This is a genomic window from Streptomyces sp. SID8374 (genome assembly GCF_009865135.1).
GTDB lineage: Bacteria > Actinomycetota > Actinomycetes > Streptomycetales > Streptomycetaceae > Streptomyces.
This window is the reverse complement of sequence record NZ_WWGH01000001.1, coordinates 203,655-220,803: the sequence shown is the minus strand read 5'-3', so window position 1 is coordinate 220,803 and position 17,149 is coordinate 203,655. Positions and strand designations below refer to the sequence as shown.

Genomic DNA, 17,149 nt, shown 5'->3' with positions numbered 1-17,149 from the left:
GGGGTACGCGGCACGCGGGCGCTACTCCGCACGGCGGCGGCGCTTCGCGGCGTACACGGCCGCGCCACCGATCGCCGCAACGAGACCGGCCGTCGCCGCGACGGGCACCACCGAGCCCGAGTCGTGCTCGGCGTCCGGCGCCGGTGCCGCGTCCACCACCTTCGCCGTGCCCTCCGGTGCCGCCACCACCTCACCCGGCGAGGCGGAGGAGGCGCTGGGGGAGGGGGACGGAGAGGCGGACGCGGACGGGGAAGCGCTTGCGGTGGGAGACGGCGAAGAGGACGCCGTCACGGTCTCCGACGGGGCCGCGGCGGGAGGCGGTGGTGCCTGGCCGCCCCCGTTCGGCTGCTGCGGAGTCGTCCGTACGGGATCGGGCTTCGGCTTCGGCTGCGGTGCCGGATCGCCGCCCGTGGGACGGGAGTTGTGGGCGCGCAGCTGGTTCGGTGTGAGCGTCGGGCGGCCCTTCGTGCCCTCGATGTTCGTCCCGCCGAAGATCCACAGGTCCACGCTGCCCGGCTGGGGCTTGTAGCTCATGGCCCCGAGCTGGCTGTACTCCCAGGTGTTCTCCCCGGGGTCGGCGTGCCAGTACGACCAGTAGGCGGAGGCGGGCGGGGTGAGGACGCAGTCCTCCTGCTGGGGCGTCGGGTACTGCTTGCCGCCCTGGTGGCCGCTGTAGCCGATCCGGCAGATGAACGCCGGCCCGTCGTGGCCGGTGCCGGTGGTCTGCCAGCCGCCCTGGTTGAGCAGCTCGTAGCCCGTGGTCGGCGTCGTACCGCACGAGCGGTAGACGGGACCGCCCCAGTGGCTGAAGTCGACGGCCAGGACGACGCCCGAGGAGGTCGTGCACCGGCCGATCGGCTGCGGGGCCGCCGCTGCCGGGGAGGCGGGCGCGAGGAGGGCCGCACCGGTGAGGCCGAGCACGGCAAAGGCGTGGCCGACGGCCCGCCGGAAGCGGCCTGCGGCCACGGCATGGCCGACGGCCCGGCGTATGCGGGACCTCACAGGTCACTCCCCGCGGTCGTACGCCGCTTGCGCGCGGCCACGACCGCGCCCCAGCCCGCCAGGACCAGCACGGCGGCCGCCGCGGCGAGGCCCAGCGCCTGCCCACCGGTCGAGGCGAGACCGCCACCGCCGCTGCCCGGACCGCCCGCGTTCACGACACCCGGTCCACCGGCGGAGCCCGCGCTGTCCCCCGGCGTGACGATCTCCGGGGCGGTGGAGGAGGACGGCACCGGGTTCGGCGTCGTACCGACCAGGGAACGGGTCAGCACACCGAACGAGATGCCGGTCGAACCGCCCACCGCCTGCGTCGAGGCGCGCAGGTCCGAGCCGCGCTGCCCCTCCTTGGCCACGTTGAAGCCGCCGTCCGTATTCTGCTGCGAGGCAAGGAACTTGAGCGCCTTCGTGATCTGCTTGCCGTACTTGTCGGCGTCCAGGGACAGGCCTTGCACGGCGAGTGCCGCCGAGTTCACCGAGTTGCCCGCCGCCCCCGGGAAGCCGCCGTCCTTCAGCTGCTTCGAGGCGATCCAGGCCAGCGCCTTGTCCACGGCCGCCGCGTGGGTGTCGCCGGGGACCAGGTCCAGGGCCATCGCCGCCATCGCGGTGGAGTCGACGTCCGCGTCACCCGTCGGCGGGACCAGACTGGGCCAGGCGCCCGAGGAGGGGCGCTGGAGCCCGGCCAGATAGCCGATCGGGGCCTCGGCCGCCTTCGTCTCGCCCGCCCGCACCTGGGCGATGACGCCGAGGGACTGGCCGAAGACGGACATGGCGTAGGTGTAGGCGCCCTTGTCGGCGCAACTGCGGTCCGGCGCCTCGCTCTTGGCCGTGCAGACCGCGTCGGCCAGACCGGCGATCAGGTCCTTGCCGCCGAAGTCGCGCGGGTCGCGTTCGACGACCTGGGCGAGCAGCGCCGCCTTGCCCATGGAGCCGCCCATCGCGTGCGCGGAGCCGACGTTGGTCCAGTCGTGCACCGTACGGGCTTCGCCGTCCTTGCCGCCCTGGTCCAGGAAGTCCACGACCGTGCGCAGCGCGTCGTTGTCGTGGCCGGTCGCGGCTAGGGCGAAGGCGCCGTCGACGGTGAGGCCGAAGTCGGCGCGCCCGGTGGGCCCGCCCGCTGTGTAGTAGCGGCCCTGGTGGAGGTTGGCGGGGCTGGTGAGGTAGGCGACGCCCTTCTTGAGGTCCGGGCCGCCACCGGACGGAGGCGTCGTGGGCGGAACGGTCGGGGGAGTGGTCGGCGGGTCCGTGGGCTCGGGCACCTTCGTGGTCAGGGTGACCAGGCTGGTGCCGCTGCCCGCCAGCACGGCAGGGGCCGTCGCGTAGAGCGCGGGGTCCTCGGCCCCCTCGTCGAACCCGAAGCCGCCGTCGGCGAGTTGCTCCCGCGACAGCCACCAGATCGCCGCATCGGCGGCACGGACCTCACCGAGCGCGCGCAGGGCCTGCGCCGCGTAGGCGGTGGCCGGGACGGAGCCGGTGGTGGACCCGTTGTACGCGGGGAACGCGCCGCTCCTCAGCTGCGCCTTCTTCAGGTACGCGACGGACTTGGCGACGGTGGAGTCGTGGCCGCCCGCCTCGTCCAGCACCAGCGCGACCAGGCCGGTGGTCATCGGGTCGCCGTCGCAGAACTCACCGGGGCCGATGAGGATGCTCGTCACCGAGCCGTCCTCGCAGACCAGTTGGGTCAGCCGGGTCACGGTCTCGGTCGGCGGTACGACCCCGCCGCGCAGCAGCGCCAGTACGGCCAAGGCCTGCCCGTCGCCGTACGATGCACCCTGGAAGTCGCCCTTGGCCGTGCACCCCGGGCCGGGGCCCGCCTGGCAGACGTTCTTCTCCAGGTCGCCGAGCAGGTCGTGCCCGCCGAAGTTCCGCGGGTCGCCCTCCGTGATCGCCGCGACCAGCGTCAGCCGGGCCGCTGCGGTGGCGTCGGGCGCTTCCTTCGGGCCCGCAGCATAGGCGTACTCCGTGGCGCCGGAGGCGAGGCGGGCCACCACCTTGTCCAGCGCGGGGCTCCTGCCCCCGGCGGCGGCGAGTGCGTAGGCGGCCTCGGTGGTGAGGAAGTAGTTCGGGGTGTCGGCGCCCTCGTCCACCACATGGCTGCCGTCGTGCAGCTGCTGGTTCACCCAGCGGGCGGCGGCCGGTACGTCGATCTTCCCGACCGGCGCGCCCGGGCCGTCCGTCGGGGTCTCCGACGGGGTGGGCGTGGTGCCGCCACCCGCGCGGACATCGTCCGGGGTGAAGGTGGGCCGCCCGGTGGTGCCGCCGACGTCCGTTCCGCCGAACACCCAGGCGTCCACGTCGCCCGCCTTGGGCTTGCGGTCCATCGCGCCGAGCGGGCTGTAGGACCAGCTCGCCTGGCCGGGCGAGGCGATCCAGTACGACCAGTACGCGGTGGCCTGCGGGGTGAGTACGCAGTCCTCGGCGGCCGGAGTCGGGTACCGCGTACCGGAGTTGAAGGAACCGTTGCCGATGCGGCAGATGAAGCCGGGCCCGTCGTGCTGGGTGCCCTCGGTGGTGAACCCGCCGTCGCGCAGGAGCTCGTACCCGGTGGTCGGGGTGGTGTCGCAGCCGCGCACCACGCCGCCGCCGAACGGGCCGAAGTCCACCGCCACGATGGCGCCCACGGTGGGCGTGCACTGTTCGATCGGGTCGGCGGCCGCCGGAGCCGCGCCGGTGACGAAGGCCACGCTCGCGGCGAAGGTCACCGCTGCCGCCGAGAACAGCGAGAGGAGTCTCTTCCCGGCTGTGCGCCGGTCATGTTGCTGTGCGGTCCCCACCACGGCCCCTCGTGTCGTCCGGGCGGGCCATGCGTGGCAGACGGCTCCCCGGAGACACGGCCGTGAAGGGGCCGCCCGCAGGGAGCTGTTCGAACCACGCCGTAGTCCGCGACGGCGTTTCTCGCTGAAATTCCGTGCCCCAGGCATTCCGGCTCGCCCGCGCGGTGGCGGGCCTACGGTTGCGGGTCAGCGCCGGATTTCGACCGGCTTCCCCTGAGGGCTGAGTGCTTATCAGGCGGATTGGAACACGCTCTCGAAGCGACCGTCAAGGTGGGCCGTGTCTCCTTCCCTTCGCGCCCCCCCCGCACGCCCCCTGCCGTCCCTGGCGCGCCCCTGCCGCCTCCGGTAGCGTCCTGGCCTGCCACGAGGGGGAACCCGGTGCGAATCCGGGGCTGACGCGCAGCGGTGTGGGACGGCAGGGGGCCGCTCCCGAGCCCGAATGCCCTGCTGGCAGCTGTACCAGCCAAGCCGTACCCACGCGTTCGGGCGCCGGCCACCCACCTCTGCCCTCTCGGTGTACCCGGGGGCGTGCGGTGCCGTGCGCCCCTCATTCCAGGAGCAGGCACATGCCCCGTTCTGTCACCTCTCGTACGTCTCGCCGCCTCGCCGTCGTGGTGCCCGCCGCCCTGGGGGCCTTCGTCCTCACCGCGCTTCCGGCGGCCGCGACCTCCACCCCCGCCCAGATAGCCACCTCGAAGACCAACGGCGTGGCGTACCTCAAGTCCCTTCAGGCCGCCGACGGTTCGTACGCGGGCTCCGGGCTCTCCAACGAGTGGGCCTTCAGTGCGTTCGCCGCCGCCGGAACGGCCGCCGTGGACGTGACGCCCGGCGGTGACGCGACGAAGAACGCCCGTACCGTCTACCGCAATCTGCTCTCCACCCCCGGCTGGCCCTCCGCAACGCCCGTCGTCACCGACTACCAGCGCGGCACGCTCAACGCGTACGCCGCCGGGATCGACCCCGCCCGGGTCTCCGCATCGCGCAACCTGATCGCCGACATCTACGGCTACTGGCAGAACGCCGAGGCCGGGTACTTCGGCCCGTCCGCCAACTACAACGGGACGGTCTTCGCCGCCCTCGCGCTGGGCGGCGCCAGAACCCAGGCGGGCGCCCAGCGTGTCCCGCAGGCGCTCGTCGACAAGGTCGTCGCCCGCGTCCGGGCCAACCAGCACAACGACGGCGGCTGGACCTACAGCAAGGCCGAGGGCAACGCGACCGAGCTGGCCAAGCCGGGCGACATCGACATGACGGGCGCCTCGATGGCCGCGCTCTGCGTCTCCGGCGTCCCCAGCACCGACCCCGACATCGTCCAGGCCAAGGCGTTCCTCAAGAGCAAGCTGGTCAACGCCTCCGGTGCGTTCAACGCCATGTACGGCATCAACACCAGCTCCAACGGCTGGGCGATCTCCGGCCTCAACGCCTGCGGCATCAACCCGCAGACCGGCGACTTCCTCACCCCGGCGGGCAAGACCCCGGTCGACTTCCTGATCGCCAACCAGTTCAACCCGGCCGGCGGCTTCAAGTACCAGCCCTCGGACACCGCCCCGTCCGCCTACTCCTCCACCGACGCCCTGCGCGCCGTCGCCGGTGGCGGCTTCACCGCCGCCCCGCCCACCCCCGTCACGGTCGGCGCGCCCACCTGGGTCGCGGCGAGCGGCTTCACCTCCGGTACGGCGACGAAGCTGGCGCTCACCGTGGACGACGGCACCGGCACCCTGAAGGTCTGCAACGTCGCCTTCACCCCCACCGGCACCACGACCGACCTCGGCACCGTCCTGGCCGCCGCGTCGACCGCGTCCACCCCGGCGGGCTGCGTCACCTCTGTGGTCCCCGCCTCCGGGACGGGCACCATCACCTCCATCAACGGCAAGGCCAACACCGGCTCGGCGACCTGGAAGGTGTCCGTCGACGGTTCGGCGTTCGCCGGGGCCACCCGTAACAAGGTGATCGGCGTGGGCGACACGATCGCCCTGCGCTTCTCCTGACCGGGCCCGGTGAGGGGGCGCACACCGGCTACTCGGGCGCCCCCTTCACCGGGTACGGAACGAACGTGCTGCTGTTCTCGTCGATGGCCAGCGGCTGCCCCAGCGGCGGCACCGCGCGCTGCGGGCAGTCCAGCCGCTCGCAGATCCGGCACCCCATCCCGATCGGCGTCGCCGCCGAGGCGTTGTCCAGGTCGAGGCCGTCGGAGTAGACGAGCCGCCCCGCGTGCCGTATCTCGCAGCCGAGCCCGATCGCGAACGTCTTGCCGGGCTCGCCCCAGCCGCCCCGGTGGCGCGTCACGGCCCGCGCGGTCCACAGATAGCGCTGCCCGTCGGGCATGGACGCGATCTGTACGTGGATGCGGCCCGGGGCGGCGAACGCCTCGTACACGTTCCACAGCGGGCAGGTGCCGCCCGCGCGCGAGAAGTGGAACCCGGTCGCGGACTGCCGCTTCGACATGTTCCCGGCCCGGTCGACCCGGACGAAGGAGAACGGGACCCCGCGCAGCCGGGGCCGCTGGAGCGTGGAGAGCCGGTGGCAGACCGTCTCGTAACCGAGCCCGAAGTGGTCGGTGAGGCGTTCGATGTCGTACCGGACCTCCTCCGCCGCCGTATGGAAGGCGCGGTACGGGAGGATCAGCGCGCCCGCGAAGTAGTTGGCGACCCCGATCCTCGCCAGCGGCCAGGTCGCGGACCCCTCGCCGTAGTCCTCGGACGCCAACTGCGAGATCTCGCGGCCGTATTCGAGCAGCGCCAGTTGAGTGGCCATCCGGAACGCCTGCTGCCCGGGGCGGAGCCGGCTGGAGAGGTACAGCACCCGCGCGTCCGGGTCGAAGTGGTGCAGCCGGCCGGCGCCCCTGCCGCTTTCGTCGCTGCCGTGCCTTGCCGTACGGCGGACCGCCCCGCCCCCGCCCCGCCCCCGCCGGTCGTCGGCGGTGGCCAGCCTGATCCCGTGCCGCTCGGTGAGCCGCCCCGACAGTGCCCGTACGACCTCACCGGGGCGCACCCCGATCTCCGCCGCCAGCTCCTCCGCCGCCAGGTCCGCCTCGTGGAGGTAGTTCTGCCGCCGGTAGAAGAACTCGCGGATCTCCTCGTGCGGGGAGCGCGGCAGGTCGGGCCCGCCGCCGCCCCGCAGCTCGGCGGCCTCCGCGAGCCGTCCGGCCAGCGCCTGGTTGCGCCGCCCCAGGTCCAGCAGCACGTTGGCGACGCCCGGCAGCCGGGAGGCCAGCTCGGACAGTTCGGCGGCCGAGACCCGCGCCGCACCGACCTCGTCGGCGAGCGCCTCGCGCAGATCCGCCAGCACCCGGGTCGTGTCGCGCTCCGAGAAGAAGCCCGGGTCCACCCCGAACGCCTCGGTGAGCCGCAGCAGCACCGGCACGGTGAGCGGGCGCGAATCGTGCTCCATCTGGTTCAGATAGCTCGGCGAGATCGCCAGCATCCGGGCCAGCTCCGCCTGGCTCAGCCCGCGCTCCTCACGCAGCCTGCGCAGCCGCGCGCCCGCGTAGGTCTTGCTCATGCCGGGACCCCTCGCGCCGTGGTCAACATGTCGACAACCCTAGCCGCGATACGGCCGCCGGAGGCCTTCGCAACCTTGGCAAAGTGCGCGGAAAGATTCGCAGAACTTGGCATGCGTCCCCGGTTGATGGCACTCAGTGCCACTGCCAGTGTTGTTCCTGCGGCCCACCGGACACCGGCTCCGAACCGGGTTACCGAGCACGATTTCACGCCCTGACGTCGTACTCCTCGGGATCCCGGACCGGTTCGCCGGGCGCATTGCTTACCGTTCCACCTCGGAGGTCCGGTGGGCCGCATCAGAAGTCGCGTCACTCGGTGACGCAGGCTTCGCACCGTTCACACGATCGACCCACACGACTTCGGGAGTAACGCCATGGCGCAGGCAAGGACGACGGCGGAAGAGCTGGCGCAGCGGTGGGCGAGCGACCCCCGCTGGAAGGGCATCGAGCGCACCTACAGCGCCGAGGACGTGGTCCGGCTCTCCGGCAGCGTCCGCGAGGAGCACACCCTCGCCCGGCGCGGCGCCGAGCGGCTCTGGCGCCAGCTGCACGAGCAGGACTACATCCACGCGCTCGGCGCCCTGACCGGCGGCCAGGCCGTCCAGCAGGTCAAGGCCGGCCTCCAGGCCATCTACCTCTCCGGCTGGCAGGTCGCCGCCGACGCCAACCTGGCCGGCCACACCTACCCCGACCAGAGCCTCTACCCGGCCAACTCCGTTCCCAGCGTGGTCCGTCGGATCAACAACGCCCTGCTGCGCGCCGACCAGATCGCCACCGCCGAGGACGCCGGAGACACCACCGACTACCTGGCCCCGATCGTCGCCGACGCCGAGGCCGGCTTCGGCGGCCCGCTCAACGCCTTCGAGCTCACCAAGGCGATGATCGAGGCCGGTGCGGCCGGTATCCACTACGAGGACCAGCTCGCCTCCGAGAAGAAGTGCGGCCACCTCGGCGGCAAGGTCCTCGTCCCCACCGCCCAGCACGTGCGCACCCTCAACGCGGCCCGCCTCGCCGCCGACATCGCCGATGTGCCGACCCTGATCGTGGCCCGCACCGACGCGCTCGCCGCCAACCTCATCACCAGCGACGTGGACGAGCGCGACGCGCAGTTCATCACGGGCGAGCGGACCGCCGAGGGCTTCCACCGCGTGCAGAACGGCATGGCGCCGGTCATCTCGCGCGGCCTCGCCTACGCCCCGTACGCCGACCTCATCTGGGTCGAGACGGGTACGCCGGACCTCGCCCAGGCCCGCGAGTTCGCCGAGGCCATCCACGCCGAGCACCCGGACCAGATGCTCGCGTACAACTGCTCACCCTCCTTCAACTGGCGGGCCGCCCTGGACGACGACCAGATCGCCAAGTTCCAGCGGGAGTTGGGCGCCATGGGCTACCGCTTCCAGTTCATCACCCTGGCCGGCTTCCACTCCCTCAACCACGCCATGTTCGACCTGGCGCGCGGCTACGCCGAGCAGGGCATGACCGCCTATGTCGACCTCCAGGAGCGGGAGTTCGCCGCCCAGGCGCAGGGCTTCACCGCCGTCAAGCACCAGCGCGAGGTCGGCACCGGCTACTTCGACCAGGTCTCCACCGCCATCAACCCCGCCTCCTCGACCACGGCACTGACCGGGTCGACGGAGGAGGAGCAGTTCCACTAGAAGTCCCGGCCGGTCGCGGGGACCACCCATCCCCGCGACCGGAGTCCGCCACCGCCCACGCCCCCGCTGAGGAGACCCGCATGACCACCCTTGTCACGACCGGCCGCGTCCAGGTCCTCGGCGTACCGGGCGACCGGCACGAGGAGGTACTCACCCCCGAGGCCCTCGACTTCATCGCCCGCCTCGACGCGGCCTTCACCGCCCGCCGCTTCGACCTGCTGACCGAACGCCGCCGCCGCTCCGCCCTCCTGCGCGGCGGCACCCCCCTCGACTTCTCCCGCGCCACCAAGTCGATCCGCACGGACCCCGACTGGCGCGTCGCCCCGCCCGCCCCGGGCCTCACCGACCGGCGGGTGGAGATCACCGGGCCGCCCGAGCGGCGGATGGCGGTCAACGCCCTCAACTCCGGGGCCCAGGTGTGGATGGCGGACTTCGAGGACGCCACCTCGCCCACCTGGGAGAACATCGTCCAGGGCCAGTTGACCCTGATCGACGCCATCGACCGGCGCATCGACTTCACCAGCGAGGCGGGCAAGGAGTACCGGCTCACCGGCCGGCCCGCCACCATCATGGTCCGGCCGCGCGGCTGGCACCTCACCGAGAAGCACCTCGTCATCGACGAACGGCCCGTCCCCGCCGCCCTCGTCGACTTCGGCCTCTACTTCTTCCACTGCGCCCGCCGCCAGATCGACGCGGGCAGCGGACCGTACTTCTACCTCCCCAAGCTGGAGAACCGGTACGAGGCGCGCCTCTGGAACGACGTCTTCCTCCTGGCCCAGGACCTGCTGGACATCCCCCGGGGCACGATCCGCGCCACCGTCCTCATCGAGACGATCACGGCCGCGTTCGAGATGGAGGAGATCCTCTACGAGCTGCGCGAGCACAGCGCCGGCCTCAACGCGGGCCGCTGGGACTATCTCTTCAGCCTGATCAAGAACTTCGCGCACCGCCCCGACTTCGTCCTCCCCGACCGGGCGACCGTCACCATGACCGCCCCCTTCCTGCGCGCCTACACCGAACTCCTCGTCCGCACCTGCCACAAGCGCGGCGCCCACGCCATCGGCGGGATGGCCGCCCAGATCCCCGGCGGCGGCGAAGGCGCGCAGGAAGCGGCGCTGGCCAAGGTCCGGCTGGACAAGGAGCGCGAGGCGGAGGACGGCTTCGACGGCTCCTGGGTCGCCCACCCCGCCCTGGTCCCGGTCTGCCGGACCGTCTTCGGCGAGGTGCTCGGCGACCGGCCGCACCAGCTGGAGCGCACCCGCGACGACGTCCATGTCACGGCCGAGGAGCTGGTCGCCGTACGACGCACGGCGGGGCGCCCGACCCCGGAGGGCGTACGCGACAACATCGCCGTCACCCTCCGCTACTACGACGCCTGGCTGAACGGCCAGGGAGCCGTCGCCCTCAACGGCCTGATGGAGGACGCGGCGACCGCCGAGATCGCCCGGGTCCAGATCTGGCAGTGGCTCAAGCACAAGGCCGTCGACCGCGAGAGCGTGGAGCGCCTCTTCGAGGAGGAGCTGGCCACGCTCGGCGCCACGTACCCCTGGGCCCGCCTCGACCAGGTCCGCGACCTCTTCGAACGCACCGCCCTCGCCAAGGAGCTGCCCGCCTTCTTCACCACGGAGGCGTACGCCCGCCACCTCGTCGGCCGACCGGCGGTGCGGGCATGAGCGCCCCCACCGCCCGCATCACCAAGGTCGGCGTCGTCGGCGGCGGCCAGATGGGCGCCGGGATCGCCGAGGTCTGCGCCCGGGCCGGTCTGCACACGATCGTCTGCGAGGCGGACGCCACCGCCGCCGACCGGGCCCGCGAGCGGGTCGCGGTCTCCCTGGAACGGGCGGTGCAGCGCGGAAAGCTGGACCGCCTGACCGCCGAGGACGCGCTCAACAGGCTGGTCTTCACCGGTGACCTCGACGCCCTGGCCGACCGTCAGCTGGTGGTCGAGGCCGTCGTGGAGAACGCCGAGGCCAAGACGGAGGTCTTCACCGCCCTGGACAAGATCGTCGAGGACCCGGAGGCGATCCTGGCGACCAACACCTCCGCCATCCCCGTCATGCGCCTGGGCATGGCCACCCACCGCGCCGACCGCGTCCTCGGGCTGCACTTCTTCAACCCGGTGCCGGTCCTGCCCCTCGTGGAGGTCGTCCCCTCCCTGCACACCGCGCCCGCCACCGTCGCGGCGGCCGAGGAGTTCGTGACGGCGACGCTCGGCAAGACCGCGGTCCGCTCCCAGGACCGGTCCGGCTTCGTCGTCAACGCGCTGCTCATCCCGTATCTGCTCTCCGCGATCCGGATGGCCGAGTCCGGCTTCGCGACCGCCGCCGACGTGGACGCCGGGATGGAGCTGGGCTGCGCCCACCCGATGGGCCCGCTCAAGCTCGCCGACCTGATCGGCCTGGACACGGTGGCCTCCATCGCCGCATCGCTGTACGACGAGTTCAAGGAACCGCTCTACGCCCCGCCGCCGCTGCTCCAGCGGATGGTGGAGGCGGGGCTGCTCGGCCGGAAGACCGGCCGCGGGTTCCACATGTACGACCGGGGCTGAGGGGCCCGGGTTGGGGCCGCGGTTGAGGGACCGCGGCCGGTGCCGAGCGGGGTGCGGAGCAGTTGACTGTGCTGCTTCCACCCCGCCGCGGTGTTTTCGCGCCCCTCTGTCGGGCCGCCTGGTCCAGACCTCTTGACCGAAGGTCTGGACCATTCTACGGTTTGACAGGGTCACGACACTGGGCGGGTCGGGGCGAACCCTTCGCGCCGTCGGCGGTGGACCCGGGCAGGAAGGACCTACGGATCATGGGCCGTACATCACGGCTGCTGGGCCTCGGCCTGGCCGCGGCGCTCGCCGTACCGATGCTGGTCGGAGCCGCCCCGCCGCAGACCGCCGACTCCCGAGGTGCCGCCGCCGAGACCTGTGCGGTCAAGTCGAAGCCGACCGGCAAGGTGCTCCAGGGGTACTGGGAGAACTGGGACGGCGCCGCCAACGGCGTGCACCCGCCGCTCGGCTGGATCCCGATCACCGACTCCCGTATCACCCAGCACGGCTACAACGTCGTCAACGCGGCCTTCCCCGTCATCCGCTCCGACGGCACCGTCCTGTGGGAGGACGGCATGGACAACACCGTCAAGGTCGCCACCCCGGCGGAGATGTGTCAGGCCAAGGCCTCCGGACTCACGCTCCTGATGTCCATCGGCGGGGCGACCGCCGGGATCGACCTCAGCTCCAGCACGGTCGCCGACCGGTTCGTGGCGACCGTCGTCCCGATCCTGAAGAAGTACAACTTCGACGGCATCGACATCGACATCGAGACCGGCCTCACCAGCAGTGGCAACATCAACCAGCTCTCCGCGTCGCAGGCCAACCTCATCCGCATCATCGAAGGCGTCCTGGCCGCCATGCCGTCGAACTTCGGCCTCACCATGGCTCCTGAGACGGCGTACGTCACCGGGGGCAGCGTGGTCTACGGCTCCATCTGGGGCGCGTACCTGCCCATCATCAAGAAGTACGCGGACAACGGCCGGCTCTGGTGGCTGAACATGCAGTACTACAACGGCAGCATGTACGGCTGCTCCGGCGACTCGTACTCCGCCGGTACGGTCGCCGGGTTCACCGCCCAGACGGACTGCCTGAACCGGGGGCTCGTCATCCAGGGCACCACCATCAAGGTCCCCTACGACAAGCAGGTCCCCGGCCTCCCCGCCCAGCCCGGCGCGGGCGGCGGCCATATGTCCCCCTCACTCGTCTCCCAGGCCTGGAACCACTACAACGGCTCCCTCAAGGGGCTGATGACCTGGTCCCTGAACTGGGACGGTTCCAAGGGCTGGACCTTCGGCGACAACGTGAAGGCGCTCCAGGGCCGCTGAGCCGAGCGTGCCGCGCCCCCCGGTCCCGCCGTGGACCGGGGGCGCGGTGGCGTCCGGTTCGGGGCGCGCGGCGAGGACGGCGTGAACCCGTCACGCACCGATGCGGGGCAAGGGGACAGAATCGGGTACGGATCGGGGTGATCGTCCGCCCCGGGACGGCGGCCCGTTCCCCCGGGCCGGTGATGACGAAGAGGCAAGAGGAGACCCGATGGTGCACGCACGGGCCGGGCAGCCGGCGCAGTCAGCGGACCTGGTCGACGTGGCACGGCTGGTGACGGCCTATTACGCCCTCCACCCCGACCCGGCCGAGCCCGCCCAGCGGGTGGCCTTCGGCACCTCCGGCCACCGGGGCTCCGCCCTGGCGGCGGCGTTCAACGACGACCACATCGCCGCGACCACCCAGGCGATCTGCGACTACCGGGCCCGCCAGGGCACCGACGGGCCGCTTTTCCTGGGTGCCGACACCCACGCCCTGTCCGAGCCCGCCCGGGTCACCGCGCTGGAGGTGCTGGCCGCCAACGGCGTCACCGCCCTCATCGACAGCGACGACGGCTACACCCCGACGCCCGCCGTCTCGCACGCCATCCTCACGTACAACCACGGGCGCACCGAGCACCTGGCCGACGGCATCGTGGTCACCCCGTCGCACAACCCGCCCGCCGACGGCGGCTTCAAGTACAACCCGCCCAACGGCGGACCGGCCGCCTCGGACGCCACCTCCTGGATCCAGGACCGGGCCAACGCCCTGATCGAGGCCGGGCTCGGAGAGGTCCGCCGCATCCCGTACGCCCGCGCGCTGGCCGCCGACACCACGGCCCGGTACGACTTCCTGACCACGTACGTCGACGACCTGCCCTCCGCCCTCGACCTGGACGCCGTACGGGACGCGGGCATCCGGATCGGCGCCGACCCGCTGGGCGGCGCCTCCGTCGCGTACTGGGGGCGCATCGCGGAGCGGCACCGGATCGACCTCACGGTGGTCAACCCGCTCGCCGACCCCACCTGGCGGTTCATGACGCTGGACTGGGACGGCAAGATCCGCATGGACTGCTCGTCCCCGCACGCCATGGCCTCGCTGATCGAACAGCGCGACGCGTACGCCATCGCCACCGGAAATGACGCCGACGCCGACCGGCACGGCATCGTCACCCCCGACGGCGGTCTGATGAACCCCAACCACTATCTGGCCACCGCCATCGACTACCTCTACACCCACCGCGAGGGCTGGCCCGCCGGAACGGGCATCGGCAAGACGCTGGTCTCCTCCTCGATGATCGACCGGGTCGCCCATGACCTCGGCCGCACCCTGGTGGAGGTCCCGGTCGGCTTCAAGTGGTTCGTCGACGGGCTGTACGACGGCAGCCTCGGCTTCGGCGGCGAGGAGTCGGCCGGCGCCTCGTTCCTGCGGCGCGACGGCCGGGTCTGGACCACGGACAAGGACGGCATCCTGCTGGCCCTGCTCGCCTCGGAGATCACCGCCGTCACCGGCTCCACCCCGTCCCAGCGGTACGCCCAGCTCACCGCCCGCTTCGGCGACCCGGCGTACGCCCGCGTGGACGCGCCCGCCACCCGCGAGGAGAAGGCGGTCCTGGCCCGGCTCTCCCCGCAGCAGGTGAAGGCCGACACCCTGGCGGGCGAGCGCATCACCGCCGTCCTCACCGAGGCACCCGGCAACGGAGCGGCGATCGGCGGCCTCAAGGTCTGCACCGACAGCGCCTGGTTCGCCGCCCGCCCTTCGGGCACGGAGGACGTCTACAAGGTGTACGCGGAGAGCTTCCAGGGCCCCGAACACCTCGGCCAGGTCCAGGAGGAGGCGCGCGCCCTGGTCTCGGAGGCGCTGGGCAGCGCCTGAGCTTCTTCACGTACGCGTACGAGGGCCGATCCCGCACATGCGGCGGGACCGGCCCTCGCAGGTGTGCGGCCGGACGGACGAGGGCGCCCCCCGGCAGGACGGACGAGGGCGCGCCCGGCCGGACGGGCGAGGGCCTCTCAGGCGCCCGGCACCGCGGGCTGCACCTGGCGCAGGAACGTCGCGTTGTCCGGGGTGCGGCGGACCTTGTCCAGCAGCGCCTCCAGGGCGCCGTGACCGTCCCGGGCGTGCAGGGCGCGGCGCAGCGCCCGTACGGTGGTCAGCTCGGCGGCGTCCGTCAGCAGCTCCTCGCGGCGGGTGCCCGAGCGGGCGATGTCGACGGCCGGGAAGACCCGCCGGTCGGCGAGCGAGCGGTCCAGCCGCAGCTCCATGTTGCCGGTCCCCTTCAGCTCCTCGAAGAAGAACTCGTCGGCGCGGGAGCCCGTCTCGACGAGTGCCGTCGCCAGGATGGTCAGCGAGCCGCCCTCCTCGGCGGAGCGCGCCGCCCCGAACAGCTTCTTGGGACCGGCCAGGGCCGCCGCGTCGACACCGCCGCTCAGCGTGCGGCCGCCCGATCCGGCCGCGTTGTTGTGGGCGCGGCACAGCCGGGTCAGGGAGTCCAGCAGGATCACCACGTCCCGGCCCTGCTCCACGAGGCGCTTGGCGCGCTCCACGGCCAGGTCGGCGAGGGCGATGTGCTCCTTCGCGGGCCGGTCGAAGGTGGAGGCGTACACCTCGCCGCGCACCGAGCGGCGCATGTCGGTGACCTCCTCGGGGCGTTCGTCCAGGAGGACCACCATCAGATGGCACTCGGGGTGGTTGGTGGCGACGGCGGCGGCGAACTGCTGGAGGAGGACCGTCTTGCCGGTCCTGGGCGGTGCGACGAGCAGACCGCGCTGGCCCTTGCCGACGGGGGAGACCAGATCGACGATCCGGGGCGCGGGGCCGCCCTTCTCCGTCTCCAGCCGCAGCCGCTCGGTCGGGTGGACGGGGGTGAGGTCGCGGAAGTGGGCGCGGCCGGCCAGGGTCTGCGGCGCGAGGCCGTTGACGCGGTCGACGGTGGCGAGGACGCGCGGCCGCTCGCAGCTTCCTTCCACCGCGTCGCCCTTGCGCAGGCCGTACCGGCGGATCAGTGCGGGCGACACCTGGATGTCGCCGGGGGAGGGGTGGCCGCCCTGGACGCGGAGCAGGCCGTGGCCGCCCGTGGTGGTGTCGAGGAGCCCGGCGGCCCGGACAGGGCGCGGCTCACGTACGACGGGGCGTTCGAGTGTGGTGGTCATGGGAGGGGTCCTTTCGCGGACATGGCGCATCAGGGACCGGCGTACGGAGGGGCGGCATCGTCACGCCCGCACCGGGGCACGGAAGCCCGGCAGCCGGAAGGAGAGACAGCGGAGAACGCTGGGAGAGAAGCTGGATCGCCGGTCGGATGACGACGGGCGCAACAGCGATGGAGAGAGAATCAGCACCGGTGCCCGACGAAGGGGCATCCACGTGTGCTCATCGCACTGTAGCACGGCTCGACGGGGACATGCGTCGAGGGCGGTGCGGACCCGGTACTGCCGGGTCCGCACCGCCCTCGGAAGAGCCGCCGGAGAAACTGCCGGAAGGCTGTCTACTACCGCCGTCCGCTCAGCCGGTCACGCCGAGCAGCGGCGCCCAGGCCTCCAGGGCCGGCTTCTCGGCGAGGTCGGCGAAGGCCACCTCGATGCCGTGGTCGCGGCGCCAGGCCGCCGCCAGGGACATCAGACGGACGGAGTCGAGTCCGTAGTCGACGAGGTTCTCGTCGAGGGGGATCTCCTCCGGCTCCTCGCCGAGGATGTCGGCGACATCGGCACGCAGCCGTTCGAGCGTCAGGGCCACAGTGGTCACTTCCCTTCGAAGACGGCTCGGGCGGTGGTGACGACGGCGCACTTCCCGGCCGCCCAGCGCAGCGCCATCGCGTGGTCGTCGGCGGAGAAGTCCGCCACCGCGTCGGCCACCACGAACGCCTGGATGTCCTGCATCCAGGCGTCGCACGCGGTCATCAGGACGCCGATGTGGGCGTAGACACCGGTGATGACGATCTGGTCCCGGCCCTGTTCGCGCAGCCGCTCCAGCAGATCGGTGCGGACGAAGCCGCTGTACTTCCACTTGGTGAGGACGGTGTCGCCGTCGTCGGGCGCGACCTCGTCCGCGATGGCGGCCGCGTGCTCGTCGGCGGGCAGGCCGGGGCCCCAGAAGTCCTGCTGGAGCCCGCGCTCCTCGGCGCTCTGGCCGCCGGGCTGCGCGGTGTAGAGGACCGGCACGCCCAGGCGCGCCGCCTCCTTCTTCAACTCGGCGACATGCGCGAGGAGTTCGGGCACGGGCGCGGCCTGCCGGTCGTACGCCGACAGGAAGTAGTTCTGGAGGTCGTGGACGAGCAGCACCGCGCGCGCCGGGTCGACGGTCCAGTCGACCCGGTTGGCGGGCAGCTCGTCGGCGGCCGGCATGGGGTAGGGGGTGATGGCGGGCAGGGCCATGGTGGAGAGGGTTCCGTTCG

The 17,149-nt window shown here is 72.4% G+C and carries 12 protein-coding genes and 2 riboswitches; of the genes, 6 read left to right on the top strand and 6 right to left on the bottom strand.

Annotated elements, in window-relative coordinates; translation table 11 throughout:
* Positions 1-21 precede the first annotated feature (21 nt).
* Together GTY67_RS00965 and GTY67_RS00960 are read right to left on the bottom strand one after the other, a co-directional pair.
* Positions 22-921 carry a hypothetical protein gene (locus GTY67_RS00965; RefSeq protein ID WP_343238736.1) on the bottom strand — a complete coding sequence of 300 codons (900 nt, stop codon included), beginning with the start codon at positions 919-921 and terminating at the stop codon, positions 22-24.
* A gap of 77 nt (positions 922-998) precedes the next feature.
* The gene (locus GTY67_RS00960; RefSeq protein ID WP_161277439.1) at positions 999-3,770 is read right to left on the bottom strand and encodes a prenyltransferase/squalene oxidase repeat-containing protein; all 2,772 of its coding nucleotides are present in this window, start codon (positions 3,768-3,770) and stop codon (positions 999-1,001) included.
* 141 nt (positions 3,771-3,911) lie between these two features.
* Positions 3,912-3,985: riboswitch (cobalamin riboswitch) on the bottom strand.
* A 151-nt stretch (positions 3,986-4,136) separates the two neighbouring features.
* Positions 4,137-4,215: riboswitch (cobalamin riboswitch) on the top strand.
* A 121-nt stretch (positions 4,216-4,336) separates the two neighbouring features.
* Between GTY67_RS00960 and GTY67_RS00955 the strand changes: the two genes are divergently transcribed.
* Complete coding sequence (locus GTY67_RS00955; RefSeq protein WP_161277438.1) at positions 4,337-5,755, top strand: hypothetical protein; 1,419 nt, start codon at positions 4,337-4,339, stop codon at positions 5,753-5,755.
* Positions 5,756-5,783: 28 nt separating this feature from the next.
* On the opposite strand, the gene GTY67_RS00950 is transcribed toward GTY67_RS00955, so the two are convergent.
* Positions 5,784-7,268 carry a short-chain fatty acyl-CoA regulator family protein gene (locus GTY67_RS00950; RefSeq protein ID WP_161277437.1) on the bottom strand — a complete coding sequence of 495 codons (1,485 nt, stop codon included), beginning with the start codon at positions 7,266-7,268 and terminating at the stop codon, positions 5,784-5,786.
* Positions 7,269-7,640: 372 nt separating this feature from the next.
* Between GTY67_RS00950 and aceA the strand changes: the two genes are divergently transcribed.
* From aceA to pgm, 5 genes are all read left to right on the top strand, one after another.
* A complete protein-coding gene (aceA, locus tag GTY67_RS00945; RefSeq protein WP_093694334.1) occupies positions 7,641-8,921 on the top strand; it encodes an isocitrate lyase in 1,281 nt (426 codons plus the stop codon).
* An 80-nt stretch (positions 8,922-9,001) separates the two neighbouring features.
* Positions 9,002-10,594 carry a malate synthase A gene (aceB, locus tag GTY67_RS00940; RefSeq protein ID WP_161277436.1) on the top strand — a complete coding sequence of 531 codons (1,593 nt, stop codon included), beginning with the start codon at positions 9,002-9,004 and terminating at the stop codon, positions 10,592-10,594.
* Complete coding sequence (locus GTY67_RS00935) at positions 10,591-11,469, top strand: 3-hydroxybutyryl-CoA dehydrogenase (protein ID WP_161277435.1); 879 nt, start codon at positions 10,591-10,593, stop codon at positions 11,467-11,469. Before aceB ends, GTY67_RS00935 begins: the two co-directional genes overlap by 4 nt.
* 245 nt (positions 11,470-11,714) lie before the next feature.
* Positions 11,715-12,782: a chitinase gene (locus tag GTY67_RS00930; protein ID WP_161277434.1), complete on the top strand. Its 1,068-nt coding sequence runs from the start codon at positions 11,715-11,717 to the stop codon at positions 12,780-12,782.
* 208 nt (positions 12,783-12,990) lie between these two features.
* A complete protein-coding gene (pgm, locus tag GTY67_RS00925; protein ID WP_161277433.1) occupies positions 12,991-14,634 on the top strand; it encodes a phosphoglucomutase (alpha-D-glucose-1,6-bisphosphate-dependent) in 1,644 nt (547 codons plus the stop codon).
* A gap of 137 nt (positions 14,635-14,771) precedes the next feature.
* Here the strand turns inward: pgm and rho are convergent, their stop codons facing one another.
* The 3 genes from rho to GTY67_RS00910 form a co-directional block, all read right to left on the bottom strand.
* The gene (gene rho, locus GTY67_RS00920; RefSeq protein WP_237502533.1) at positions 14,772-15,911 is read right to left on the bottom strand and encodes a transcription termination factor Rho; all 1,140 of its coding nucleotides are present in this window, start codon (positions 15,909-15,911) and stop codon (positions 14,772-14,774) included.
* 349 nt (positions 15,912-16,260) lie between these two features.
* The gene (locus GTY67_RS00915; RefSeq protein WP_343238629.1) at positions 16,261-16,491 is read right to left on the bottom strand and encodes a phosphopantetheine-binding protein; all 231 of its coding nucleotides are present in this window, start codon (positions 16,489-16,491) and stop codon (positions 16,261-16,263) included.
* A gap of 5 nt (positions 16,492-16,496) precedes the next feature.
* Entirely contained in the window at positions 16,497-17,129 is a 633-nt protein-coding gene (locus GTY67_RS00910) for an isochorismatase family protein (RefSeq protein ID WP_093694340.1), read from the bottom strand.
* Positions 17,130-17,149 lie beyond the last annotated feature (20 nt).

What these genes read in the sequence shown, in the direction of transcription:
- GTY67_RS00955 (WP_161277438.1), top strand. Translation starts at nt 4,337, where the DNA reads ATGCCCCGTTCTGTCACCTCTCGTACGTCTCGCCGCCTCGCCGTCGTG.
- GTY67_RS00950 (WP_161277437.1), bottom strand. Translation starts at nt 7,268, where the DNA reads ATGAGCAAGACCTACGCGGGCGCGCGGCTGCGCAGGCTGCGTGAGGAG.
- aceA (WP_093694334.1), top strand. Translation starts at nt 7,641, where the DNA reads ATGGCGCAGGCAAGGACGACGGCGGAAGAGCTGGCGCAGCGGTGGGCG.
- aceB (WP_161277436.1), top strand. Translation starts at nt 9,002, where the DNA reads ATGACCACCCTTGTCACGACCGGCCGCGTCCAGGTCCTCGGCGTACCG.
- GTY67_RS00935 (WP_161277435.1), top strand. Translation starts at nt 10,591, where the DNA reads ATGAGCGCCCCCACCGCCCGCATCACCAAGGTCGGCGTCGTCGGCGGC.
- GTY67_RS00930 (WP_161277434.1), top strand. Translation starts at nt 11,715, where the DNA reads ATGGGCCGTACATCACGGCTGCTGGGCCTCGGCCTGGCCGCGGCGCTC.
- pgm (WP_161277433.1), top strand. Translation starts at nt 12,991, where the DNA reads ATGGTGCACGCACGGGCCGGGCAGCCGGCGCAGTCAGCGGACCTGGTC.
- rho (WP_237502533.1), bottom strand. Translation starts at nt 15,911, where the DNA reads ATGACCACCACACTCGAACGCCCCGTCGTACGTGAGCCGCGCCCTGTC.
- GTY67_RS00910 (WP_093694340.1), bottom strand. Translation starts at nt 17,129, where the DNA reads ATGGCCCTGCCCGCCATCACCCCCTACCCCATGCCGGCCGCCGACGAG.